Below are 23,877 nucleotides of genomic sequence, written 5' to 3'. Positions count from 1 at the left end.
TCGCAAGCGTTTGTCGGCGTTTTAGCCAAGCTGACTGAAGTCGCTTTCCTCGAGGCGTCGCCACTGTCCGCCCACGCGGCCTTCGAGGGGGCGGAACTTTTGCTTGTAACTCATCTTGCGACTGTCGCGAATCCAGTAACCCAGATACAGGTAGGGGCGGCCGATGCTGTGGCAGCTGGCGATCTGCCACAGGATGCCGAAACTGCCGTAAGAGGCGCCCGGCACTTCGGTGTCGTAGAAGGTGTAAACGCTGGAGAGGCCGTCACTGAGGCAGTCAATCAGGCTCACCATGCGCAATACCCCGTTTTCGCGGAACTCGATCAGGCGCGTGTCGACCTGGCTTTCGAGCATGAAATGGGCGTATTGCTCGCGATCATCCTGATCCATGCCGCCGCCTTCATGGCGGGCATGCTGGTAGCGGCGGTAGAGGTCGAAGTGCTCTTCCGAGAAACGCAGCTCGGCCTCACGCGCCTCAAGATTCTGATGCTGTGCCCAGGCGCGACGCTGGCTGCGGTTGGGTGTGAACTCGGCAACGGGCAGGCGCACCGGCACGCAGGCGCGGCAGGCATCGCACCAGGGGCGGTAGGTGTAGATGCCGCTGCGGCGGAAACCATCGCGTACGAGCTGGCTGTAGAGCTGGGTGTCGACCATGTGGGCCGGCGTGGCGACCTGCGAGCGCGCCTGACGCTCTGGCAGATAGGAGCATTCATAGGGCGCCGTGGCGTAGAACTGCAGCAGGGCGTAAGGCAGATCCTGCAACTGGGACATCAGCTCCTCCAGTCGGCCTGCGCAAAATCAGCGGGCCATGTGCCGGGAACGGCATCGCGGGTCCATTCCTTGAGGCCAGCCACATAGGCATGGCGCGGAATCTCGGCGGCTCCCAGCGAGGCTAGATGAGTGGTGTTCATCTGGCAATCCAGGATTGCAAATCCTTCCCGTGCAAGCAGGCGGGCAAGATGGGCGAAGGCGATCTTGGAGGCGTCAGTGGCGCGGTGAAACATCGATTCGCCGCAGAATACCCGCCCCATGGCTACACCATAGAGCCCGCCGACGAGTTCGCCATCGATCCAGGTTTCCACGCTGTGCGCCCAGCCCAGTTCATGGAGGTGGCAATAGGCTTCCTGCATGTCCGCCACGATCCAGGTGCCGTCGGCATAGCTGCGCGGCGCTGCGCAGGCGTCGATCACTTGGCGGAAGGCCGTGTCACAGCGTACTTCGTAGTGGCCGCGGCGCAGGGTTTTCCGGAGTGAAGCGCTGATGCGCTCTTCGCCGGGACGCAGCACCATGCGTGGATCCGGGCTCCACCACAGGATCGGGTCTCCTTCCGAGAACCACGGAAAAATGCCCGCGCGGTAGGCGGCGAGGATCCATTCCGGCTCCAGAAGCCCGCCGGCCGCGAGCAGGCCGGCCGGGTCGCGCAGGGCGCGGGTCACCGGGGGGAAGGCTGGCGGATGCTCGGGGTTGAGGCAGGGGATCATGCGGCTTGGTCTGGCGGGCTTGCGTCCATTCTAGGGCATGAATGAACAGGGGCGGCCTTCTGCAGAAGAACCGCCCCTGAACGGCGTGCGTCAATGCGATCAGTTGGAGCTGATCGTGAAGGTTTTGCTGCCGAGTAACACTCCGTTGGCGTGGAACTCGGCGCGCCACTGGCCTTCGCCCAGTCCGACAGTGGTTTGTGTGGCCCAGAAAGTACCGGGCGAGCGCTTGTACTCAACCTTTGTGTTGCGCTGGGTGCGAATCAGCTGGTTGCCCTTGAACCATTTGACTTCGATGTGCTGCAGGCCAGGTGCCCAGTCTGCAGGTTCCCACGAGATGTTGGCAAAGAGCACGACCTTGCCTTCCAGCGTGAACTGGTCGGCGATGCCCTGCAGGCCTGCATCCTTGCTGTAATCGCGGGCCAGGCTCAGCGTGACGTGCTCGGGCTTGAGGGTGGGGGTGAAGTAGGGCGGCACACCGCTGCTGGTGGCTGAGCTGGCAACCTTGCTGACAGCAGCTGGCACGGCGGCAATGACGGGCGCAGCCTGATCGAAGGGAACGAAGACGACCTTGTCATCAATCGCGTAGAAGCGACATTCGCCGATCTTTGCGTTGCGGCAGGCATAGAGGGCGACTTCATAGGGGCGGGCAACCTGAGCATTGGCCCATTTGCAGGACTGGTCCGCTCCGACCACGAAGGCGCGCGGGGAGTCCTGCTTGAGGAAAAGCTTGTAAGCCTCAATGCACTTTTCGCTCAGCGGAGCGATTGGTGTGCTGTCGAGCCCGGCGATCTGCGTGGCCGGCGGAGGCGTGATGTCGGCGCGCTCGGTAAGGGCTTCGTGGGTGAAGAGTTCTTCGGTGGTGATGATCTTCTTTTGCAGGGCAGAGCCGGGTGCTGTCATGCAGTCACTCAGGTACTGATAGCGACCGAGCTTCTTGGCGCGCTCTCCCGAACAGTGCAGGACGGCGCCGAGCGAATGTTGTGCCCCCGGCGCGAAGAACACCTTGCGGTCGTACATGCCGTCCATGTTGGTTGAGAAAATTGAGTCGCGATGAATCAGCAGATCCTTACCGGAGAGCGCGGTGTGATCTTCCCACCAGCTGACGACCCGGCTCATTGCGGTCTGGTCTTCGGTCTGGCGGTAGGTGGTGTCGCCGAACAACAGGGAGACGTAATGCATCTCGGGGCGGCCTGCGCCGCTGAACATGCGCCGCTGCCCGGCGAGGAACATCATGGCGCATGTGAAAGTTTCGCAACTGCCGTGGGCAACCGTGGTGAGTTTGGCCTTCTCGACCTTCTCGGCCAGCGCCGAGGCCACCTGCCAGTTGTTGCCATCGGGGGAGCGCAGGACCAGCGTGGTGATGCCCGGCGTGAGCGCGGCCTGCAGCCGGTCGGCATCGCCAGTTTCGGCCTTGCCTTGCACCATCAATACCTCGTTTTTCTGGGTGAAGCTCAGCATGGCATGTGCTGTACCCAGCGTCAGCAGGCCGGCTGCGGCGCTCAGGGCGCGCAACAGTGCTGTTCCTTTCATGTTTCCCCCTTTTGTGTTCGGTCTTGTTTTTTATGACGACGCGCATTCTAGCTAACGCGCCGGATGCGTTGACGCACGCATCCGGCGGACTGCTCAGGGGTGCCAACTACCCAGCAGCTTGTCCCGGCTGAAATCTGTCAGTTGTGTTTCGGCAAGCTGGCGGCGCCTGGCGTTGATGGCTGCGCCCGGGCCGCTGCTCTTGTATTCAAAGAAGCGCGATTGCTCGGGGGTGTAGGTGACGCGTTCGCCGGTCTTGGTGGTGGAACTCATCGAGTCCCAGCCCTCGGCGGTGATGTGGGCATCCATCCAGCATTCGAGGAAGACGGACTGGCCGATGGCGTCCGCCGCGCCATTCGGGTGCCAGGGGCGGCCCAGGGCGACGCTGGCGTTCGCCACACCGGCCTCGCGGCTCAAGCGGCAGCGATTGAAGACGAAGCCGTATTTTTCGCTTACGTGGGTGCTCGGCGCAGTGAGGTAGCCCGCCTTGGTGGTGGCATAGCCAGCCGGGCGGGCGCGCAGCTCGCATTCTTCGAACCAGGCCTGGCCGCCACCGAAGATGAAGTCGACGTTGCCAGCGATCAGGCAGCGCTCGAAGTAGCTGCGGCCGACGTGGGGGCAGAGCGTGTCCTGATAGCCCAGCAGGCTGACGTTGCGGAAGCTGCAGCGGTCGGCCTGGCCGCCGATGTAGACGGCGAGAGCCTGACTGCCCCGGATGAAGTCGGGGCCGTTGCGGTCTCGCGCCATGTTGCCGAGGTAGTCGAAGCTGTTTTCGATGGTGAGGCTTTCGGCGCTGAAGTCTGTGCCACGGATCGTCAGTGTGGCGCTGCCATCTGTGCCCCAGAAGCCGCCGGTGGGTTTGACCTGGCCGGCGTAGGCATCGAAGCTCAGCACGCAGCGCTCGCGGTCTTCACCGGTGAGGCGCAGGCCGCTCTTCATGACGGTGATCTTCTCGACGTAGCGTCCGGGCTTGAGCTGGACCCACCAGTCACCGAAGACCGGCGCGGCATCGAGCGCTTGCTGCACGGTCTGGTAGGTGGGGCGGCCATTGATGAGGCTGCCGGCCTTGCCAGTGAATGTGGCGTCGACCACGCTGTCCGGCCCGTCCTTGGGCTTGGCGGGGGCGCTGGCACAGGCGCCGAGGCCGAGGGCGGCGAAGGCGAGGCTGCTGCGGGTGAGAAATTGGCGGCGATCAGGATTCATGGCGTGCTCCAGCGAAAACGGGTTCGCGGGCAGGATAGCAGTGCCGTGTTTCCGGTGCCAATGCAGGCGGGTCAAGCTGGTTTCAGCGCTCTGCGGCTGGCATGTGCCGCAGGAACCATGCGCAGGCAGCACGGCTGGCGTTCTCCAGGCTTCCCGGCTCGATCAGGCTGGCGCTGGCGCCGGGAACGGTATGCCAGAGTTTTTCGCCGCCGAGCAGTTTCCAGGCCTGTTGGCTGGGGGCTACGAGTTCGCTGGCGGCTTCGGGCACGATCATCATCAGTGGTACTTGCAGGCTGCGCAGCGGGGCGGCGCCGGCAAGTTCCGGGCGCCCGGCGCGGCTGACCAGTGCGCTCACATCGCCGGGCTCGCGCGCGAACTGGCGGATGCAGGCGCCGAGCACGCTGTCGCTCGCCAGTACGCCTAGTGGCAGGCCTTGCAGACTTGGCTGGTGAGCGATCCATTCGAGCAGGGCGGCGATGCGTTGGTCGAGCAGGGCAATGTCGTAATGCGCGTCGGAATCGTGCTGGGCTTCGTAGGGGGTGAGCAGGCTGACCAGCAGGGTGGCGAAACCGGCTTCATGCAGGAAGCCGGCGGCGTGGCTGTCGCGTGAATCGCGCAACTGTGCAATGTGCGGCAGGGCACAGAGAATCAGGCCGCGCGGCTGTGCGGGGCTGGCGTGGAGGGCATCGAGCCAGACCTTGCCAGTCTGGATACGTAATTCATGGGGGCTTGTCATTTCATCCTTTGCCGGCAAGCTGGATCGGAATACGCCGGTTGCCGAAATGTCCGGCCTGCGCTGCGAAATGCCCGGCGAGTGGCTGACCACAGGCGGGGCAGCAGCCTGTCGGGCTGAGGTGGTAATGGCGGATGGCATAGCCTTCGCGCTCGATCAGGATTGTGCCGCAGTGCGCGCAATGGGTGGTGGCGCCGTCAGGGTCATGCACGTTGCCGGTGTAGACGTGGCGCAACCCGGCATCCAGTGCGATGCGGCGCGCCCGCTGCACGCTGGCGAGTGGCGTAGGGGGGCGGTCGGTGAGCTTGTAGTCGGGGTGGAAGGCGGTGAAGTGCAGCGGTACTTCGGGGCCCAGTTCGCGGCAGACCCAGTCGCTCAGTGCCTTAATTTCGGCGTCGCCATCGTTGGCGCCGGGAATCAGCAGGGTGGTGATCTCCAGCCAGGTGCGACTGTCATGCTTGATCCACTGCAGGGTGTCGAGCACCGGGGCGAGGTGCGCACCGCAGAGCTTCACATAGAAATCCTCCGTGAAACCTTTCAGGTCGACGTTGGCGGCATCCATCACGGCGAAGAATTCGCGTCGCGGCTCGGGGTGGATGTAGCCGGCGGTGACGGCCACCGTGCGCACATTCTCGACATGACATTCGGTGGCGATGTCGATGGCGTATTCGGCGAAAATCACCGGGTCGTTGTAGGTGAAGGCCACGCTGGCCGCGCCGATCTTGCGCGCGGCGCGGGCGATGGTGAGCGGGCTGGCTTGATCCATCAGCCGGTCCATGTCGCGGGATTTGGAGATGTCCCAGTTCTGGCAGAACTTGCAGGCGAGGTTACAGCCGGCGGTGCCGAAGGAAAGGATTGAGCTGCCCGGCAGAAAGTGGTTGAGCGGTTTCTTCTCGATCGGGTCCAGGCAGAAGCCGGAGCTGCGGCCGTAGGTGCTGAGTACCATCTCGTTGTCGACCCGCTCGCGCACGAAGCAGGCGCCGCGCTGGCCGGCATGCAGGCGGCAGTCGCGCGGGCAGAGGTCGCACTGGAGGCGGCCGTCATCAAGCAGATGCCACCAGCGCGCCGGGTGATTCATCCGGCTTCCTTGTACTTGGCGACGTGGTAGCGGCCGACCTGCATGTCGGCGGGCCACAGGTCGACCGGCAGGCCGGCTTTCTGCAGCAACTGGCGGATGAAGTCCTGCGGGTCCGGCAACTGCTCCCAGACCTGTGGCAGGAAGGTGGCGCGCCGCGCGCCGCTGGCGAGGATCACGCCGTCTTCGAAAGGCGTGAGCTGGCGCAGGCAATCTTCTTCGGTGGGGCAGTGCACGAAGCTCACCGGCCCCAGCACCGAAACCTCGATCTGCAGATCGGGCCATTCTTCGGCTGTGAGCGGGGCGAAGCGAGGGTCGCGAAAAGCCGCTGCGCGGGCGTTGTCGGCTACGTCCGCGCCGAGCGCCTTGACCGGCTGGAGCTGACCGATGCAGCCGCGCAGCTGCCCTTCGCGGGTGAGGGTGACGAAGCTGGCACCGAGCTCATGCAGGGCCGGGTGATCGCCGGGCTCGGTCGCCTTCAGCCCCAGCGTGCCGGCAATTGCCGCTCGTGCCTGGGCAAGGAGGAGGGGGCCGAGTGCGGCGTCGGTGGTCATGGCGACTCAGTGCGTGCGGCGCTGGCCGGGCGAAAAACTCAGGGCCGCGTAGCCGACCACGCGTGAGCGGTCGCCTGCCGTGTCGCCCGAGTTGCGCAGATCAAGCAGGCGCGGCAAGAGGCCGTGGCGTCGGGCGGCGATGCTCAGTGCATTGATCGCGGTGGCGCCGCAAGCCTGCTCGTGGTTGAGTGGCCCTTCGCCTTCGAGGATCTGGCCGATGCTGTCCATGTCGTCGGCCTGGGCCTGGGCATAGGGGTGGTAGTGGGAGAGGTCAGAACTCACCACGATCAGGGTTTCCGGCCCGCCCCACACGGCTTCGAGCAGCTCGGCGACCTGCTGGGCTTCGATCATGCCAAGGGTCAGCGGCAGGATGCGAAAGTGCTCCAGCACGGTCTGCAGGAAGGGCAGCTGGACTTCCAGCGCGTGCTCCTGAGCGTGGGCACTGTCATCGAAAACCACGCCAGGGCGTTGAGCAAGCGTGAACACGGCTTCGCTATCGATCTCCACATTGCCGAGCGGTGTGGCGAAGGCGGCGCAGCCGGGCAGGGCGGCTCCGGCAAAGGCCACGCGGTGGCTGGGCCCCACCAGTACCACGCGGCGAATGATGTCGCGCAAGGCTTCCAGCATGGCATAGGCGCTAGCGGCGATCGGGCCGGAGTACATGTAGCCGGCATGCGGCACGATCAGCGCCTTGGGCGGCTGCAGGGCGGACGGCCGCTCGGTTTGTGCGAGCAGGCTGTGCAACTGCGCGCTCAGCGTATGCGGATCGGCCGGGTAGAACAGACCGGCAACGGCGGCGGGGCGGACGGGCTGGGTGGCCATGGGCAGGGGCGAGTGAGAGGCTATCCTGATTATAGGTAGCGGGAACCCCACCTGGCCGGGCTGAATTGCCCGGCTGTCCGTTACAATCGCATGAATTATTCAATATGAACAACAGGATAGCGGCGTGATCAGACAGAGAACCCTAAAAGCAGTGGTCAAGGCAACCGGCGTGGGCCTGCATGGCGGCAAGCGCGTGGAAATGACGCTGCGACCCGCAGCCCCCGATACCGGTATCGTGTTTCGTCGCGTGGATCTGACGCCACCGGTGGATCTGTTCTGCGATCCCTACGCGGTCGTCGATACGCGCATGTGCTCCGGTCTGCAGAAGGATGGCGCCAAGATCGGCACCGTAGAGCACCTGATGTCCGCCCTGGCCGGGCTGGGCGTGGATAACTGCTATGTGGACGTCGATGCGCCCGAGATCCCGATTCTCGATGGTAGCGCCGCGCCTTTCGTGTTCCTGTTGCAGTCGGTGGGCTTCGAGCTGCAAGACGCTCCCAAGCGTTTCCTGCGCGTGAAGAAGCCGGTGGAGTATGTGGAAGGTGATAAATCCGTGCGCCTGCTGCCACATGATGGTTTCAAACTCTCCTTTGCGATCCACTTCAATCATCCGGCTATCGATGGCACGGCCACCGAAGTGACCGTGGATTTTGCCAATCAGAGCTATTCGCGCGACGTAGCGCGGGCCCGCACCTTCGGTTTCGTGCAGGATCTGGAGGTGCTGATCGGCATGGGCCTGGCGCAGGGCGGCAGCCTCGATAACGCCATCGTGCTGGACGAATACAAGATCCTCAATCCGGACGGCCTGCGCTATGCGGATGAGTTCGTGAAGCACAAGGTGCTCGACGCCATTGGCGATCTTTACCTGTGCGGCCATCCGCTGCTCGCGCATTACGTGGCCAACAAGTCTGGCCATGCGCTCAACAACCAGATCCTGCGCGTGCTGCTGGAGGATAAGGAAGCCTGGGAGATCGTTACTTTCGAAGATGACGCAAAGCTGCCCGAAACCCTGCGCGGCCAGCTCGAAACCCAGCTGGCCTTTGCCTGAGGCGGTCATGCTGATCCTGCGCCTGGTTGCCCTCGCACTGGCTCTGGCCATCGGTGTGTGTGCCGCGCTGGGCCTGCTCACGCGGCAGCCACACTTCTTCCGCTGGGCCTGGAATCTGTTCCGCTACGGACTCGTTGTGGGGCTGGTCACCCTGGTCCTGCTGGTGTTCGAACGCCTGATCGCGCCGCTGGTCTGAGGGCCGCTCCTACTGGAAACGCGCGGGCCGCTGGCCCCCGCTCAAGCGCTCAGGCATCAGCCCTTTGCGCTGCGCTCGATCATCCGCTTCAGGGCCCGCGCCAGCGGATCGTCCGGCTTGAGGCCTTCAGCCAGTCCCAGCAGCGCAGCCCGCCCGTCGGCGCCAATCGGCCGCACGATGACTTCCTCTTCGCGCCCGTTGCCCGTAAAGGGGCTGGCCCGCACTTTCACCTTGATGCTCTGGATCGGCTCGCCGGCCACCTGCAGTGAATGCTTGAGGGTTTCCAGCCCCAGTTTGAGACGGGTGGCCATCACGGGCGAGGCCACGTGCAGGATCAGTTCGCCGTCCTGGAAATTGGCCACCTGCGCGGCTCCTCGCGATACCGCCGGCAGGGCAGCGTCGAGCTTGCGCTGCAGGCGCTGCAGGAGGGCGGCGTGGTCCTGCAGGCGGGCGAGGACGTCCGAGCGTCCGATGAAACGGTTGAGCGGGCTTGTAGCCATCGAAATCGGCCCCATGTGGGCGCACAAGGGGGAGTGAGTCAGCAGGGCTCAAGCATGCCGTGTTTGCGTTGTAGCAAGCAAGCAAGGAAGAGCTGATCGGCCTCCGAAACGCCCGGCGGGCCATGCCGGGGCCGCATGCTAGAATCCGCGTCTTTGCCGCGCCTTACTCGTCCATCCAAAATGATCGCTGGCCTTCTCAAGAAAGTCTTCGGCAGCCGCAATGACCGGCTGGTCCGTCAATACATGCACAAGGTGCGTGCCATCAACGCCCTTGAGCCGCAGATCCAGGCGCTCAGCGATGAAGCGCTGCGCGGCAAGACCGAGGAATTCAAGGCGCGCATCGCCAAGGGCGAAAGCCTCGATGCACTGCTGCCGGAGGCATTTGCGGTAGTCCGCGAAGCCGGCTTGCGGGTGCACGGCATGCGCCACTTCGACATGCAGATGGTCGGTGGCATGGTGCTGCACGATGGCAAGATCGCCGAAATGCGCACCGGTGAAGGCAAGACGCTGACCGCTACGCTGCCGGTCTATCTGAATGCTCTCACCGGCCAGGGCGTGCATGTGGTGACGGTGAACGATTACCTTGCCAGCCGCGATGCGGACTGGATGGGGCGCATCTACAGCTTCCTGGGCCTTTCCACTGGCGTGATCTATTCGCAGCAACCGCAAGCCGAGAAGCTTGCCGCCTACGCTGCGGACATCACCTACGGGACCAACAACGAGTTCGGCTTCGACTACCTTCGCGACAACATGGTCTACGAGCTCGGTCAGCGTGCCCAGCGCGGCCTGAACTTTGCCATCGTCGATGAGGTGGATTCGATCCTGATCGACGAAGCGCGTACGCCGCTGATCATCTCCGGCCAGGCCGAAGATCACACCGACCTCTATGTGCGCATGAATGCTGTGGCGCCCCTGCTGACCCAGCAGGAAGGTGAGGACGACAACGTTACCGTGCCGGGCGACTACACCGTCGACCTCAAGCAGCAGCAAGTGCTGCTGACCGAGCAAGGCTATGACCATGCTGAAGAGATTCTGGTGCGTCTGGGCTTGCTGCCCGAAGGCCGCAGCCTCTACGAGCCGGGCAACATCCTGCTGATCCATCACCTGTACGCCGCGCTGCGTGCGCACTCGCTGTTCCACAAGGATCAGCAGTACGTGGTGCAGAACGGCGAAGTGATCATTGTTGATGAATTCACCGGCCGCCTGATGGTTGGCCGCCGCTGGTCCGACGGTCTGCATCAGGCCGTGGAAGCCAAGGAAAGCGTGAAGATCAACTCCGAGAACCAGACCCTGGCCTCGATCACCTTCCAGAACTTCTTCCGCATGTACGGCAAGCTTGCCGGCATGACGGGTACGGCCGATACCGAGGCCTACGAATTCCACTCCATCTATGGGCTGGAAACGGTGGTGATCCCGACCAATCGCCCCATGATCCGCCTGGACATGAACGATCTGGTCTATCGCACCGAGAAGGAAAAGCACGCCGCCATCATTGCGGACATCAAGGACTGCCACGAGCGTGGTCAGCCGGTGCTGGTCGGTACCACCTCGATCGAGTCTTCCGAACTCCTGTCCGAACTGCTCAAGGTCGAGAAGCTGCCGCACAACGTGCTCAATGCCAAGCAGCACGCCCGTGAAGCCGAGATCGTGGCGGATGCCGGGCGTCCCGGCGTGATCACCATTGCCACCAACATGGCCGGCCGTGGTACGGACATCGTGCTGGGCGGCAACGTCGAGAAGCAGATCTCGCTGGTCAAGGAAAACACCGAGTTTTCTGACGAGCAGAAAGCCGACAAGATCGCCACCCTGCGCAATGAGTGGCAGGGCCTGCACGAGCAGGTTCTGGCCGCTGGTGGCCTCAAGATCATCGGTACCGAGCGCCATGAATCGCGTCGGATCGACAACCAGCTGCGCGGCCGCTCCGGTCGTCAGGGGGATGCCGGCGCCAGCCGCTTCTACCTGTCGCTGGAAGACCCGCTGATGAAGATCTTCGGCGGCGAGCGTCTCTCCGCCATCATGCAGCGCCTGAAGATGCCTGAAGGCGAGCCGATCGAAGCAGGCATGGTCAACCGTTCGCTGGAGTCCGCCCAGCGCAAGGTCGAGCAGCGCAACTTCGATATCCGCAAGCAACTGCTCGAGTACGATGACGTAGCCAACGATCAGCGCAAGGTCATCTACCACCAGCGCAACGAACTGCTTGAAGCCAGCGATATTGGCGAGACCATCACTGCCATGCGCCAGGGTGTGATCGCCGAACTGTTCCGCACCTACGTGCCGGCTGAGTCGGTCGAAGAGCAGTGGGATCTGGCCGGTTTCGAGAAGGCGCTCAAGGCCGAGTATGGTGTAGAGGTACCGGTGGGCCAGTGGGCCAAGGACAACACCCGTCTCTCTGACGAAGACCTGCTCGTCAAGGTGGTTGAAGCGACCGATCAGGCCTATGCCGACAAGGTCAAGGATGTGCAGCACGACGCTTGGGCTGGTTTCGAGCGCAGCGTGATGCTCAATACCCTTGATCAGCACTGGCGCGAACACCTTTCTGCGCTGGATCACCTGCGTCAGGGCATCCATCTGCGCAGCTATGCGCAGAAGAACCCGAAACAGGAATACAAGCGCGAAGCTTTCGAACTCTTCGAATCCTTGCTGGACACCGTGCGGACCGAAGTGGTGCGTTTGCTGATGACCGTGCAGGTGCGTTCAGAGGAGCAGATCGAAGAGGTCGCCGAACAGCATCCGGGTGTGGAAAACGTGCAATACCACCACGCTGACTACGACGAAGCGCTGGCGGAGGCGGCCGTCACCGAGAAGAAGCAGCTGCCGGTTGAAAACAACGGCTTGCGCGTGGGGCGCAATGATCCTTGCCCATGCGGTTCAGGCAAGAAGTACAAGCAGTGCCACGGGGCATTGGCGTAAAGCGTGCTGCGCGAACCGGGCTTGAGGCTGTGATGTTCGCTGTATAAAGCATACGGCTGCGTGTCTCGCCTCAATCGCGGCCCGCTCGCTACGCTTTCCGCCAACGCCTGGTTCGGGCGATGATGAATAAAAAAAGCCAGACAGTGTCTGGCTTTTTTTGTGTCTGTCGAAATCTTGGTACTGACACCCTGTTCTCGGGTAACAGGCCCGGCGCGCGTTCGAATTCGCGCAGATTATTGCTGATCAGCGTCAGCCCCTGCGCGCGAGCGTGGGCTGCCCTATGCAGATCGTTTGCGCCGATGGGCTGGCCCGTTTTCTCCGGCGCGGCTCGGAGGCCGCCGTAATGATGTGCCTCGCGTTCGCCATGGGGCGGCACGGCCAGGCGGCTGCAGAAGTCTTCCACCACGGTGAGGTTGCGTGAAACCTGGCTGCCTTTTTCAGCGCCATGCGCCCGCTCGGCGAGCATGATGCTTGAGATAGCCATGCGCCCGAGCTGTCTGACGGCGCGTCAAAGCGGAAGGCTGAAAGCAAGAAAGCCAGTCTTACGGACCGGCTTTCTGATGAATGTTTGCTGAAGGGGGTCAGGATATGGATTTGCCGATGTAAGCCAGTAGCGCTTCAGTCGATGTGTCATAGCGAGGGCCACTCGCAGCACTGAGGCGCTGCTCAATCCCGCTGGCAAGCTGTTTGCCGAGCTCCACACCCCACTGGTCGAAGGAGTTCAGGCCCCAGATCTTGCCTTGCACGAAGACCTTGTGTTCGTAGAGCGCCAGCAGTGCCCCCAGCGTGCGTGGCGAGAGATCGTCCAGCAGCAAGGTGTTGCTCGGGCGGTTGCCGGGGAAGACGCGGTGCGGCAGCAAGGTTTCGATTTCTGCCGTGGCGACGCCCTTGGCCTCCATCTCGGCGCGTACTTCGTCCGCTGTCTTGCCTTGCATCAGGGCGGCTGACTGGGCAAGGCAGTTGGCGATCTGGCTCACGCGGTGGTTAGCGAGCTGACCCGGTTGCGAGAGGGCGAGGATGAAATCAACCGGGATCACCGCCGTGCCCTGATGGATCAGCTGAAAGAAGGCGTGCTGGCCGTTGGTGCCGGGCTCACCCCAGATCACCGGGCCCGTGGCGTAGTCGACCGGGCTGCCGTCTGCGCGCACCTGTTTGCCGTTGGATTCCATGTCCAGTTGCTGCAGGAAGGCCGGCAGGCGGTGCAGGGTCTGGTTGTAGGGGGCGACGACCTGTGAGCGGCAGTCCAGGAAGTTCACATACCACACGCCCAGAAGGCCCAGCAGCACCGGCAGGTTGTCCTTGAACGGGGCTGTGCGGAAGTGCTGATCCATGTCGGCCGCGCCTTCGAGCAGGGCATCGAAGCCGGCGGCACCGATGACGAGGGTGATAGGCAGGCCGATGGCACTCCACAGCGAGTAACGGCCGCCGACCCAGTCCCAGAAGCCGAACATGTTGGCGGTGTCGATGCCGAACTCAGCAACCTTGGTTGCGTTGGTCGATACCGCCACGAAGTGCTTGGCGACAGCCGACTCCGAGCCGGCGGCCTTGACCAGCCAGGCACGGGCGCTGCGGGCATTGGTCAGGGTCTCGACCGTGGTGAAGGTTTTGGACGCAATGATGAACAGGGTACGTGCCGGGTTCAGGCCAGCCAGCGTCTGGGTGAGGTGCAGGCTATCTACGTTGGAGACAAAATGCAGGCGGGGGCCGTCGGCATAGGGTTTCAGTGCTTCACAGACCATCAGCGGGCCGAGGTCGGAGCCACCGATGCCGATGTTCACGATGTCGGTAATGGTCTCGCCGCTGTAGCCAAGCCATTCGCCGCTGCGTACGCGTTCGCTGAAGGCTGCACAGCGAGCGCGGACTTCGCGGATCGCCGGGATCACGTCTTCGCCCTGCACACGGACCTGAACTTCGCCCTGGGCGCGCAGCGCGGTGTGCAGCACGGCGCGGTGTTCGGTGTTGTTGATCTCGCCCCCCTCGAACATGGCGCGGATCTCGCTGCCCAGCGCACATTCTTCGGCGAGTGCCAGCAGTTCGCGCAGGGTGTCGGCCGTGATCCGGTTTTTCGAGTAATCGAGCAGGATGCCGCAGGCCTTGCTGCTGAAGTGGCCGGCGCGGTCGGGATCGGCCGCGAAGAGCTCGCGCAGGTGGGTGGCTTCGAGCGCACGGGCGTGCATTGCGAGTTGTTGCCAGGCAAGGGTCTGGGTCGGGTTCATCGGCGTGGATTCCGGTCGGTCAATGGCATTCAGTTCAGTTCTGTGATGATAAGCCGGCCGGGGCGCTGCGGGCGAGTACGGAATACGGCGTGCCGCGCTGCCTCTAGGAGTATGAGCCCGCGCAGCCGCCGGCTGAGGCCAGTATCATGCAGGGTCATCCACCCTTTTGCGGCCCTGCATGAACCCGGAAGCCAGTAGCCTCAGCACGCTTGTCACGCCCCACGCCGCGCTGGCTACGCCCGAGCGCCAGCTGGCCGTGCTGGTGCAGGATGCCGCCGGCTTCGTCAATCGCGGACTGGCCATCCTGTGGCGCGATCGCGTGGCAGGCGATCTGGCTGTGCAGTACGCCGAGGCTTGTATCCTCATTGAACGCAATGAGCTGGCCCCCCTGGCGCGCTTGCTGCGCGACGAGCCGGAGTTGCTGGAATACCGTTCGGACGACGACGAGGGCCAGCAACTGCTGCACTTTGCGGCCCGGCGTGCTTCGCTGGCGGCACTCGGTTTACTGGTCGAGCAGGGCGCGCCGCTTGATTCTCCCAGCGGCCATCTGCGCGAAGGCGTGTTCTTTCCGGGCGCTACGCCCTTGCTGGTGGCTTGCGAGGCGGGTTGCGAGGACGCTGCGCTGAGCTTGCTGACGGCCGGGGCCGACCCCAATGCGAGCTTGCCGGGGCGGCGCGAAAGCGCACTGCATCTGGCTGCCGGGCAAGGTATGACGGCGCTGGTCGAAGCCTTGATTGCTGCCGGAGCGGATGTGGATGCGATGTCTGGCTGGCATTCCTTTGATGATCAGCTCGGTGCATTCGGTGGCGGCTCGCCCCTGCATGCTGCCGCCCTGAGCAACTGTGCTGCCACCGCCTTTCTGCTGCTGAAGGCCGGCGCCACGCGTGACGCGGCGTGCGCCGACTTGCGTACGCCGCTCCACTACGCGGCCGCACGTGGTGCGGTGGGGGTGCTCGAGGTGCTGCTGGCCGCCGGCGCTGAGCCGGATGCTCAGGAGGTGTGCGCGTTTGAAGGCGGCACGACCGGGCTCAGCGCTTTGCATTACGCGGTAGTGAATGGTCATCTGGAAGCGGCCGCGATGCTCCTGTGCTACGGCGCCAACCCAGCATTGATCGAGCCGGCCAGTGGCGAAAGCGCGCTGGAAATGGCGCAACGCAGCGGCAATCCGCTGCTGCCCGGTGTGCTGCAGCGCGCCTTGCAGGGCCAGCCTGACGCGGTTTATGGTCCGCTCGACGAACAACTGGTGCGCTGCAGTCCGGATGACTATGCCGAACAGCGCGATTTTCTCGAAAACCTGCTGGTCGAGTCCCCGTTTTCCAATCGCAGCCTGCTGGTGCTCAGCGACTGGCTGGCCGAAACCCTGGGCCCCGAAAACCGCCCGCATCTCGCCCGCGCCTATCGTGAGTGGGCCGGCAGGAGTCAGACCTGATGTTCAAGTGGCTCAGCAGTGATCGCCCCGCACCCGAGGAGCTTGAGCTCGAAGCCAAGCTGCAGCAGCTCGAAGTGCTCGAAGAGCGCTACGCCGAGGTGCAGACCGAATACGCCACCCTGCAGAATGGCCTGGCTGCCTTCAAGTTGCGCTACTGGCGCCGGGTAGGGGATCTGTATGCGCGGCTCGATCGCGTGCGCGCCGAGATTGCCCAGCTGCGCGTGCGCCTCGCACCACGCGATGCGCTGCGCCAGGCTGCCGCCCGCGCTGCCAGTACTCAGGCTCAGGCCAGCGCTGAAGCCGCCCGCGCCATCGATATCGATCCGGGTGCCGAGGAGTTCATGCCCAGTGATGATCTGCGCAAGTACTACCGGATGGCGGCCAAGATCGTACACCCGGACCGCGCCGGTGATGACGACGACCGCAGCCTGCGTGACGAGATCATGTCGCGTATCAATGTGGCCTATCGCGATGGCCATGTGCACACCATCCAGGCCCTGATCGACGAATACCAGATGCGCGCCCAGCCGGGCGAGGACGATGCGGCCACCCGCCTGATCCGCACCATCCGCCTGATGTCGAGGGTGCGGGAGCAGATCAGCAATATCGGCCAGACCACCGCGACCCTGCGCGAGTCCGGCCTCTACCGGCTCTACAAGGCGGTGGAGGAGGCTGAGGCACGGGGGGAGGACAAGCTGCGCATCATCGAGATCGGTATCGAGCGCGACATTGCCCGCGCCGAGAACGAGCTTGCCCGGCTGCGTCAGCAGGCCCTGATGCCGGTGGCCGCTGAAGTGGCTGCGGCGGGCGAACCCAGCCCGGAAGGCGAACCGGGCGACTCACAGGACGAACCGGCAGAGGATGAGGCCGCGATGCGCCAGCCACAGTTCAGCCCGGCCGAGCTGGCGATCGCCGCGCTGCTCGACGAACTAGGGCTGGAGTACGCCTACCGTCAGCCTCTGGCCGGCAGCGCCCGCCCGGGTGAGCGTGAGCCGGCCTTCACGATCCGGGATGCCAAGGGGCAGAGCCTGCTATGGGAGCATCTGGGCGTGCTTGAGAGCGAAGCTTTGCGTACTGCCTGGCAGGAGCGCCAAGGCTGGTTCGCCGCCAATGGCTTTGATGCCGGCATCAATCTCTTCGTGACTCGTGATGAGGCCGACGGCACTTTTGATGCGGCGCGGCTGCGCAAGATGGCGGAGTTCATCCGCAGTCAGTGCGAGTAGCTTGCCAGAGCACCGCTACGCGGCTTCAAGTCGCAAGTTGTAAGTTGCGAGTTGTGGCCCGCAAACCATGAATTTTGGCCGCGCATCCCGCCGGGTTTTTACTTGAAGCTTGTTGCGCCGAAGGCGCGCCCTTGCCGCTCGCAACTTAGTAGGTGTGTTCCGGCGCCGGGAAGCTGCCGTCCTTCACCGCAGCGGCATAGGCGGCTACGGCCGCATCGATGCTCGCCGCGCCGTCCATGAAGTTCTTCACGAAGCGTGCCTTCTTGCCGGGATAGACGCCCAGCATGTCGTGCAAGACCAGCACCTGACCATCACAGTCCTTACCGGCACCGATGCCGATGGTGGCCATGCTGCTGAGTTGGGCGGTCAGTTCGGCGGCCAGGGTGGCGGGCACCATTTCCAGTACGACCATGGCGGCGCCAGCCGCTTCGAGTGCCAGCGCATCGGCTTTCATCTGTGCCGCGCCCGCTTCAGTTCTGCCCTGCACGCGATAGCCGCCGAGCTGATGTACCGATTGCGGCGTGAGGCCGATGTGGGCACACACCGGTACACCGCGCTCGACCAGAAAGCGCACCGTCTCGGCCATCACGGCACCGCCTTCAAGCTTCACCATCTGGGCGCCGGCGGCCATCAGGCGCGCCGAGTTGCGCAGGGCCTGCTGCGGGCTTTCCTGGTAGCTGGCAAAGGGCAGGTCGGCGATCACCCAGGCACGCTGGGCGGCGCGCGCCACGCACTCGGTGTGATAGACCATCTGCTCCATCGTCACCGGCAGGGTGGTTTTCTGGCCCTGGATCACGTTGCCGAGTGAATCTCCGATCAGCAGCACATCCACGCCGTTGCGCTCGCACAGTGCGGCGAAGCTCGCATCGTAGGCGGTGAGCATGGCGATCTTCTCGCCGTTCTGGCGCATCGCGGCCAGGCTGGTGAGGGTGACGGGCTTGGCGTTTTCGAGGTAACTCATGTCGACTCCTGTGCGGTGTGGCGACGAGCCGGGCGAATGCGTCGCCGGCGAACGGGAGCGCATTGTCCGTCAATCTCCTGCTGACGGGCATCCAGCCTTTTTATAGATGCATGAACGCTGCGCAGCGAGACGGGTTCAGGCGTAGCTGAAGTATTCGCGATAGCCACGCATGGCTTGCAGGCGCTGCAGGATCAGTTCGAAGTCGTCGTCTTCGTCGACCGGATTCAGGACTTCGGCGTTGATCACGAACAGCGGGGCGGCATTGTAATCGTGGAAGAAGCGCGCATAGCGCTCCGACACGGTGCCAAGGTATTGCTCGGTGATGCGGCGCTCGGCATCCAGCCCGCGTTTCCTGACTCGTTCGATCAGGGTCTCGGGCTGGGCCTGAAGGTAGATCACCAGATCCGGCCTGAGCGGCGCCGGGCGCAGCTGGGTGAAGACCTTTTCGTACAGGCGCGCTTCGTCCTCGGTGAGATTGAGACTGGCGAAGAGCGGATCTTTCTCGAGCACGAAATCACTGATGACGCGCTGGCCACCCTGCAAGAGGCGAGTGGCTTCGGCGAGCAGATCGGCGCGCTGGAACAGGAATTCGATCTGGGTGGCCAGGGCCCAGCGCTCGCGCTCTGCGTAGAAGCGGGCGAGGAAGGGATTCATCTCCGGCTGTTCGAGTACCAGACTGGCCGACAGGCGCTCCGAGAGGCGCCGGGCGAGGCTGGTCTTGCCGGCCCCGATCGGGCCTTCGACGACGATGTAGCGGGCTTTTTCGAGCATTCCGGGCTTTCAGGTGCGGAAGATGAAGTACACCGCACCCAGCATGCATAGCGCGGCCCACAGGTAATCGAGCTTGAGGGGCTCGTCCATGTAATACACGGCGAAGGGCACGAATACGGCCAGCGTGATCACTTCCTGCATGATCTTGAGCTGACCCAGCGAGTAGGCCTGGGCGCCGATGCGGTTGGCGGGGACCTGAAGCACGTATTCGAAGAGGGCGATGCTCCAGGCGATCAGCGCTGCGATGAACCAGGGGCGATTGCCGAGATGCTTGAGGTGGCCATACCAGGCAAAGGTCATGAACACGTTGGAGGCGACGAGCAGGCCGGCGGTTTGCATCCAGATCGGCATCGGCTTTCCTTCAGTCGGCGATACGTGCGATGCGCTGGTCCGGCAGCGCGTTGAGCAGTTCGAGCACCGGGCCGCGGCCGGGAATGCGGGTTTCCGGCGCCAGTTCGGCGAGCGGGATGAGCACGAAGGCACGTTCGTGCATGCGCGGGTGGGGCAGGTGCAGGCCGGGCGCATCGAGAATCTCGCAGCCGTAGAGCAGCAGGTCGAGATCCAGGGTGCGGGCAGCGTTGCGTGTGCTGCGCTGGCGGCCGAAGTTCTTTTCGAGTTCGAGCAGGGCTTCGAGCAGTTCGGGGGCGGCGAGGGTGGTATCCAGTGCCGCCACGGCATTGACATAGTCCGGCTGGCCTTCGGTGCCCGGCCCTTGCGGGGCGGTGCGGTAGAGGCTGGAGGACGTCAGTACGCGGCAACCGGGCAGCTGGCCCAATGCGGTGAAGGCTTCCCTGAGGGTGTTGACCGGGTCGCCGAGATTGGCACCCAGTCCGATCCAGGCGAGTACGGCCATCGCTTATTCGCCTGCCGGCTCGGCGCCGCCGGCTTCACTGCGCGGCTTGCGGCGGCGGGGGCGACGCTTGCGGGCCGCGCCGTCACCTTTCTTGTCTGCTACCAGCATGGTTTCGCGATCATCGGTGTTGGCATTGGCGAAATCATCCCACCAGTCCGGCAGCGCCATCTCGATCTCGCCAGATTCGGCGCGCAGGCGCAGGAAGTCGTACGCAGCGCGAAAGCGTGGCTGCTCAATGAGGCGGAAAGGTGCTTTGCCGGCGCGCTTCTCGAAGCGTGGCTGGAGTGCCCAGATTTCTGTGATGTCACCCGCGATACGGCGCGTGATGGCGAGCTTCTCGGCCTGTGAGGCGAGCACTTCGTCCATGGCTTCAAACAGCGCCGGCTGCGGATACTCGCCCCGCTCCTTGCGGGCGCTCCAGTTGCTTAGCACTTCGTGCCACAGCAGGGTGGCGAACAGGAAGCCAGGAGAGATCGGTTTGCCAGCGCGCACGCGTTCATCGGTGTTTTCGAGGGCCAGCCAGACGAATTTCTCGCCCTGCGGCTGCTCCAGGATGACGTCGAGCAGGGGCAGCAGGCCGTGGTGCAGGCCCTCGTCGCGCAGGCGCTTGAGGCTCACCACGGCGTAGCCGGAGGAGAGCAGCTTGAGCATTTCGTCGAAGAGGCGTGCGGCGGGCACATTGGCCAGCAGCTCGCTCATTTCGCGGATCGGCTTGCGGGCGTCCGGATCGAGGGCCAGGTCGAGCTTGGCGGCTAGACGCACGGCGCGCAGCATGCGCACCGGGTCTTCGCGGTAGCGCGTCGCCGGGTCACCGATCACGCGCATGGTTTTCTGCTTCAGATCGGCCACGCCGTGGTGGAAGTCCAGCACGGTTTCGGTGGTCGGGTCGTAGTAGAGCGCATTCACCGTGAAGTCCCGGCGGGTGGCGTCGGCTTCGATCGTGCCCCAGGTGTTGTCGTGCAGTACGCGGCCGTGCTCGTCGGTGACGGTGTCTTCGTCGTGCAGCGCACGGAAGGTGGAGACTTCGATGGTCTCCGGCCCGCTCATCACGTGCACGATGCGGAAGCGCCGGCCGATGATGCGCGAGCGGCGAAACAGGTGGCGCACCTCTTCCGGCGTGGCATTGGTGGCCACGTCGAAATCCTTCGGGTCGATGCGGGCGATCAGGTCGCGCACCGCACCGCCGACCACGTAGGCCTTGAAGCCGGCTTCCTGCAGCACATGGCAGACCTTGCGCGAGGCGGGTGAGACCATTTCGCGGCGGATGCCGTGAAGTTCCAGCGGGATGGCAGCCGCCTCGGCCACGGGAAGGGAGGCGGGGGCTTTCTTGAAGACGCGACGCAGCAGTTTGCGGATCATGCCGATGTGGGCTGGGGGCCGATGGCCCTGAAGAGGTTCTTGAAGCCGGGAAGTATATCGCCTGGCATGCCTGCTTCGGAATTTAGTGCCGGGGCGCACGAACAAACAGCGTCGGGTACTGTCGCGTGCGTGCTGCGCTGGCGGATGATCAGCGCACGCGGGGGCGTTTTTGAAGCTGACGGAAGATCCAGCTACGGGCGGGCTCCACGCCGCTGCGGACGAACTCGAGCGGGCTGGGGTCGAGGTGGAAGCGGTGCTGCAGACGCTCTTCGCCCTCGCGGCCGGCAAACAGGATCCGGTCGCCGGACTGCAGTTCCATGTCCAGTGCCGGCAGCATGAACTCTTCCTCGCCACGTAGCAGCAGCAGGGGCACGGCGCACAGCTGCAAGCTCGGGTCGAGCGGGTGGATCTGTAGTTCCTTCAGGCGCAAGGGGGCTCCTGCCTGGCCGCTGAGCGCTGCGCGCAGGCCCGGGTAGGAGGCGTAGGCGTTGAAAACCCAGATGTGTGGCACCCGTTCTTCGAGCCCGGTGAGCAAGCGCACAGCGATTTGTTCGGCGAGCTCCGCGCCGTGCTTACGCACCTGCAGCAGGAAGCGGTTGAGCAGTGGGGCGACCAGCAACTGCAGGCATTCGCGCACCATGATTTCGGATTTCACGAAGCATTGCTGGGCGCGAGCGGCTTCGATCAGGCTGCGCTCGGCGACATGGTTCTGGCGGATGATCACGTGCAGCTTCGGATTGAGTTTGCGGGCGCGCGTGACGAGGGCCAGGTTCATGGCGTCGCGGTCGGTGCCGGCGATGATGCCGACGGCCCGGTCGATGCCGGCTGCACCGAGGCTCTCGACCGAATTGTCGCTGTGTTGCAGATGGGGTTCATCAGTCAGGTGCAGGTTGGAGTCGATGGCGGTCCAGGTCGAACCGGTGCGCTCCAGGGCCCGTGCCACGGCGTGGCCGAAGCGGCCGAAACCCAGCACGAGCCAATGTCCGGCAGGTAGGATCGGTGGTGGCGGGCAGGCGCTGCCAGGCACGCTGGAGAGCCAGTCCTCCACCCACAGCACGGCGGGCATGGCCAGGGCCAGCTCAAGGTTGGTGGCGAAGGTGTCAAAGGGGTCGATGGCCGTGATGTTCGGGAAGCTGTCGAGGTTGGCGCGGGCCAGTGCGCTATGCACCCGGGCGATTACTGGCAGGTCGGAGCTCAGGGCCGCCGCACCGATGGCGATGGCCTGAGCGGCTTCGTCGTCGCTCACCAGCACGATCAGGGCCTTGCAGCGCGGATGGGTCGCGCCGGCATCCTGCAGCACGTCGGGCCAGCGCGCGTCTGCCGCAAGACAGCAGGGCGGCTCCTGGTAGATTTCCACGTCTGGCCGGGCGGCGCGCTCGGGGCGGGTTTCGATGATCACGCTGCGGGTGCCCAGTGCATCGAAGGCGTGCGCCAGGGCCGTGCCGCTCTGGCCGTAACCGCAGATGATGTAGAAGGGCTCGTCGAGGCGCCGGACCCGCGCCGTGAAGCGGCTGCGCGCCACGGCCGTGCGGAACACCGGTTCCTGCACCAGCGCGAAGATGCTGCCCAGCGCATAGGCCCAGCAGGTGACCGAGAGATAGATGGTGAAGGTGATCCAGGCGCGTTGAGCGTCGGTGAAGACCCAGGGCAGCTCGCCGAAACCGATGGTTGTGGCGGTATAACTCACCACGTAGAAGGCATGGAAGAAACCCAGCTTCATGGGCTGGCCACTGCCGTCCAGCCCGGGCATGGCGACCAGCCCGGCCACCGAGATGGCATAGGCGAGGATGAGGGTGATCAGCGGCGTGCGCAGGCGGCGCAGCGCAATGAAGAGAACGTCACCCATGTGGGCTCAGCGGCTTTGGCGCAGGGTCTCGCCGATCAGCAGGATCACCGAGATGAGATTGGCCAGCAGGGCTCCACCCGAGAGCGAGACCACGATCGAGATGGTGTGGCCATCCATCGGCTGACCCACGATATGCAGTTGCCACATCCACACGAAGCTGCCCGCCAGCAGTTGCAGCATCGCGACGAGGCTGGTGGCGAGGTGGGTGGCGCCGATGTGGGTGCGGTCACCGAATTTCAGCACCGTGGCGATCAGGTTCACCACGATGGCGGCGAAGAGCTCGGAAGCATGGTGGAGCTCGGGCCGGTCGATGTCGCCGATGAAGAAGCCGAAGTTCAGCGTACAGGCGAGGATGATGAAGAAGCCGAAGATGACTTTTTCGAGGTTCATGGCGGAGTCTCCAATGTGCTGCCCGCATCCTGCCAGTGCACTGTGCGGGCAGACAAGGGATTGCCCGATCAGGCTTGCAGAATGATGCCGCTGCCGGCGCCGTCCTGACTCTTTTCGCGCAGGCTGATGATCGGCCAGCCGAGGGTTTCGGCACGCAGACGCAGGGCGATGCAGGGATCGACGGCCACCGGATCGCTGACCTGCTCGAGCAGCGGAATGTCATTGGCCGAATCGCTGTAGAACCAGCTCTTTTCGAAGCAGGAAAGATCCAGCGCCATCGATTCCAGCCAGGCATTCACGCGGGTAATTTTGCCTTCGCGGAAGGCCGGCGTGCCGCGCGCCTTGCCGGTGAAGCGGCCATTTTCCAGGGCCGGTACGGTGGCGATCAGGTGCGGCACATGGAAGTAGTAGCGCACGATGCGTTCGGTGACGAAGGCATTGGTGGCGGTCACGACAGCGCACAGGTCACCCTGCGCCAGGTGCCAGTTCACCAGTTGCTTGCCCATCTCGTTGATCATGCCGAAGGCCACGTCGTTCATGAACTCGTCATGCAGTTTCATCAGCTCCTCGCGCGAGTGGCGGGCCAGCGGAGCGAGCACGAAGTCGAGGAATTCGTCGATGTTCAGGGTGCCGGCTTTGTACTGCTCGTAGAAAGCGTCGTTACGAGCCTTGAATTCCACCGGGTCGACAACGCCCTTGTCGCACAGGAACTGGCCCCAGGCGTGGTCGGAGTCGCCGTCGAGCAGGGTGTTGTCGAGATCAAAGAGAGCGAGGTTCATGGTG

24 protein-coding genes are annotated in these 23,877 nt (G+C 64.1%); 5 read left to right on the top strand and 19 right to left on the bottom strand.

The window, feature by feature from the left end; translation table 11 throughout:
* Nucleotides 1-21: 21 nt before the first annotated feature.
* The 8 genes from HJ583_RS18660 to amrB all read right to left on the bottom strand — a co-directional run bounded on the left by HJ583_RS18660 (nt 22) and on the right by amrB (nt 7,392).
* Nucleotides 22-768, bottom strand: a complete 747-nt coding sequence (locus HJ583_RS18660; protein WP_101944251.1) for an arginyltransferase — start codon at nt 766-768, stop codon at nt 22-24.
* Nucleotides 768-1,478: a leucyl/phenylalanyl-tRNA--protein transferase gene (aat, locus tag HJ583_RS18655; protein WP_170023323.1), complete on the bottom strand. Its 711-nt coding sequence runs from the start codon at nt 1,476-1,478 to the stop codon at nt 768-770. Before aat ends, HJ583_RS18660 begins: the two co-directional genes overlap by 1 nt.
* Before the next feature lie 99 nt (nt 1,479-1,577).
* The gene (locus HJ583_RS18650) at nt 1,578-3,008 is read right to left on the bottom strand and encodes a hypothetical protein (protein WP_170023322.1); all 1,431 of its coding nucleotides are present in this window, start codon (nt 3,006-3,008) and stop codon (nt 1,578-1,580) included.
* Between the two features lie 93 nt (nt 3,009-3,101).
* Entirely contained in the window at nt 3,102-4,208 is a 1,107-nt protein-coding gene (locus tag HJ583_RS18645) for a pectinesterase family protein (protein WP_170023321.1), read from the bottom strand.
* An 82-nt stretch (nt 4,209-4,290) separates the two neighbouring features.
* Nucleotides 4,291-4,944 (bottom strand): alpha/beta hydrolase, encoded by a 654-nt coding sequence (locus HJ583_RS18640; RefSeq protein ID WP_170023320.1) that lies wholly within the window; start codon nt 4,942-4,944, stop codon nt 4,291-4,293.
* A gap of 1 nt (nt 4,945) precedes the next feature.
* On the bottom strand, nt 4,946-6,019 hold the full coding sequence (amrS, locus tag HJ583_RS18635; RefSeq protein WP_170023319.1) for an AmmeMemoRadiSam system radical SAM enzyme: 1,074 nt from the start codon (nt 6,017-6,019) through the stop codon (nt 4,946-4,948).
* Nucleotides 6,016-6,570 carry an AmmeMemoRadiSam system protein A gene (amrA, locus tag HJ583_RS18630; protein WP_170023318.1) on the bottom strand — a complete coding sequence of 185 codons (555 nt, stop codon included), beginning with the start codon at nt 6,568-6,570 and terminating at the stop codon, nt 6,016-6,018. Before amrA ends, amrS begins: the two co-directional genes overlap by 4 nt.
* Before the next feature lie 6 nt (nt 6,571-6,576).
* Nucleotides 6,577-7,392: an AmmeMemoRadiSam system protein B gene (gene amrB / locus HJ583_RS18625; RefSeq protein ID WP_170023317.1), complete on the bottom strand. Its 816-nt coding sequence runs from the start codon at nt 7,390-7,392 to the stop codon at nt 6,577-6,579.
* A 124-nt stretch (nt 7,393-7,516) separates the two neighbouring features.
* On the opposite strand from amrB, the gene lpxC reads away from it, so the two are divergent.
* Together lpxC and HJ583_RS18615 are read left to right on the top strand one after the other, a co-directional pair.
* On the top strand, nt 7,517-8,440 hold the full coding sequence (gene lpxC, locus HJ583_RS18620) for a UDP-3-O-acyl-N-acetylglucosamine deacetylase (protein WP_101944244.1): 924 nt from the start codon (nt 7,517-7,519) through the stop codon (nt 8,438-8,440).
* 7 nt (nt 8,441-8,447) lie between these two features.
* Nucleotides 8,448-8,636: a hypothetical protein gene (locus HJ583_RS18615; protein ID WP_170023316.1), complete on the top strand. Its 189-nt coding sequence runs from the start codon at nt 8,448-8,450 to the stop codon at nt 8,634-8,636.
* 56 nt (nt 8,637-8,692) lie between these two features.
* Here the strand turns inward: HJ583_RS18615 and HJ583_RS18610 are convergent, their stop codons facing one another.
* Nucleotides 8,693-9,136 (bottom strand): DciA family protein, encoded by a 444-nt coding sequence (locus HJ583_RS18610; protein WP_158239275.1) that lies wholly within the window; start codon nt 9,134-9,136, stop codon nt 8,693-8,695.
* Nucleotides 9,137-9,316: 180 nt separating this feature from the next.
* Between HJ583_RS18610 and secA the strand changes: the two genes are divergently transcribed.
* Nucleotides 9,317-12,046, top strand: a complete 2,730-nt coding sequence (gene secA, locus HJ583_RS18605) for a preprotein translocase subunit SecA (RefSeq protein ID WP_170023315.1) — start codon at nt 9,317-9,319, stop codon at nt 12,044-12,046.
* An 88-nt stretch (nt 12,047-12,134) separates the two neighbouring features.
* Here the strand turns inward: secA and HJ583_RS18600 are convergent, their stop codons facing one another.
* The gene (locus HJ583_RS18600) at nt 12,135-12,530 is read right to left on the bottom strand and encodes a type II toxin-antitoxin system VapC family toxin (RefSeq protein ID WP_170023314.1); all 396 of its coding nucleotides are present in this window, start codon (nt 12,528-12,530) and stop codon (nt 12,135-12,137) included.
* A 97-nt stretch (nt 12,531-12,627) separates the two neighbouring features.
* Complete coding sequence (gene pgi, locus HJ583_RS18595) at nt 12,628-14,262, bottom strand: glucose-6-phosphate isomerase (protein ID WP_170023313.1); 1,635 nt, start codon at nt 14,260-14,262, stop codon at nt 12,628-12,630.
* A 178-nt stretch (nt 14,263-14,440) separates the two neighbouring features.
* Here pgi and HJ583_RS18590 point away from each other — a divergent pair, with 178 nt between their 5' ends.
* The gene (locus HJ583_RS18590; RefSeq protein ID WP_170023312.1) at nt 14,441-15,691 is read left to right on the top strand and encodes an ankyrin repeat domain-containing protein; all 1,251 of its coding nucleotides are present in this window, start codon (nt 14,441-14,443) and stop codon (nt 15,689-15,691) included.
* Nucleotides 15,691-16,914 carry a J domain-containing protein gene (locus HJ583_RS18585; protein WP_170023311.1) on the top strand — a complete coding sequence of 408 codons (1,224 nt, stop codon included), beginning with the start codon at nt 15,691-15,693 and terminating at the stop codon, nt 16,912-16,914. The genes HJ583_RS18590 and HJ583_RS18585 overlap by 1 nt, the downstream gene beginning before the upstream one ends.
* A 145-nt stretch (nt 16,915-17,059) precedes the next feature.
* Here HJ583_RS18585 and panB read toward each other — a convergent pair whose 3' ends face one another.
* The 8 genes from panB to HJ583_RS18545 all read right to left on the bottom strand — a co-directional run bounded on the left by panB (nt 17,060) and on the right by HJ583_RS18545 (nt 23,873).
* The gene (gene panB, locus HJ583_RS18580; RefSeq protein ID WP_170023310.1) at nt 17,060-17,875 is read right to left on the bottom strand and encodes a 3-methyl-2-oxobutanoate hydroxymethyltransferase; all 816 of its coding nucleotides are present in this window, start codon (nt 17,873-17,875) and stop codon (nt 17,060-17,062) included.
* Between the two features lie 135 nt (nt 17,876-18,010).
* Entirely contained in the window at nt 18,011-18,646 is a 636-nt protein-coding gene (locus tag HJ583_RS18575; protein ID WP_170023309.1) for a deoxynucleoside kinase, read from the bottom strand.
* Between the two features lie 9 nt (nt 18,647-18,655).
* Nucleotides 18,656-18,997 (bottom strand): DMT family protein, encoded by a 342-nt coding sequence (locus tag HJ583_RS18570; RefSeq protein ID WP_170023308.1) that lies wholly within the window; start codon nt 18,995-18,997, stop codon nt 18,656-18,658.
* A gap of 10 nt (nt 18,998-19,007) precedes the next feature.
* Entirely contained in the window at nt 19,008-19,499 is a 492-nt protein-coding gene (folK, locus tag HJ583_RS18565; RefSeq protein WP_170023307.1) for a 2-amino-4-hydroxy-6-hydroxymethyldihydropteridine diphosphokinase, read from the bottom strand.
* Between the two features lie 3 nt (nt 19,500-19,502).
* Complete coding sequence (gene pcnB / locus HJ583_RS18560) at nt 19,503-20,858, bottom strand: polynucleotide adenylyltransferase PcnB (RefSeq protein WP_170023306.1); 1,356 nt, start codon at nt 20,856-20,858, stop codon at nt 19,503-19,505.
* 148 nt (nt 20,859-21,006) lie between these two features.
* Nucleotides 21,007-22,704, bottom strand: coding sequence for an NAD(P)-binding protein (locus tag HJ583_RS18555; protein WP_170023305.1), 1,698 nt, complete (start codon nt 22,702-22,704; stop codon nt 21,007-21,009).
* A gap of 6 nt (nt 22,705-22,710) precedes the next feature.
* Nucleotides 22,711-23,094 (bottom strand): DUF6394 family protein, encoded by a 384-nt coding sequence (locus HJ583_RS18550; RefSeq protein ID WP_170023304.1) that lies wholly within the window; start codon nt 23,092-23,094, stop codon nt 22,711-22,713.
* Between the two features lie 68 nt (nt 23,095-23,162).
* Complete coding sequence (locus tag HJ583_RS18545; RefSeq protein WP_170023303.1) at nt 23,163-23,873, bottom strand: histidinol-phosphatase; 711 nt, start codon at nt 23,871-23,873, stop codon at nt 23,163-23,165.
* Nucleotides 23,874-23,877 lie beyond the last annotated feature (4 nt).

The organism is Uliginosibacterium aquaticum (genome assembly GCF_012972705.2).
GTDB lineage: Bacteria > Pseudomonadota > Gammaproteobacteria > Burkholderiales > Rhodocyclaceae > Uliginosibacterium > Uliginosibacterium aquaticum.
This window is presented reverse-complemented; position numbering and strand designations above follow the sequence as displayed.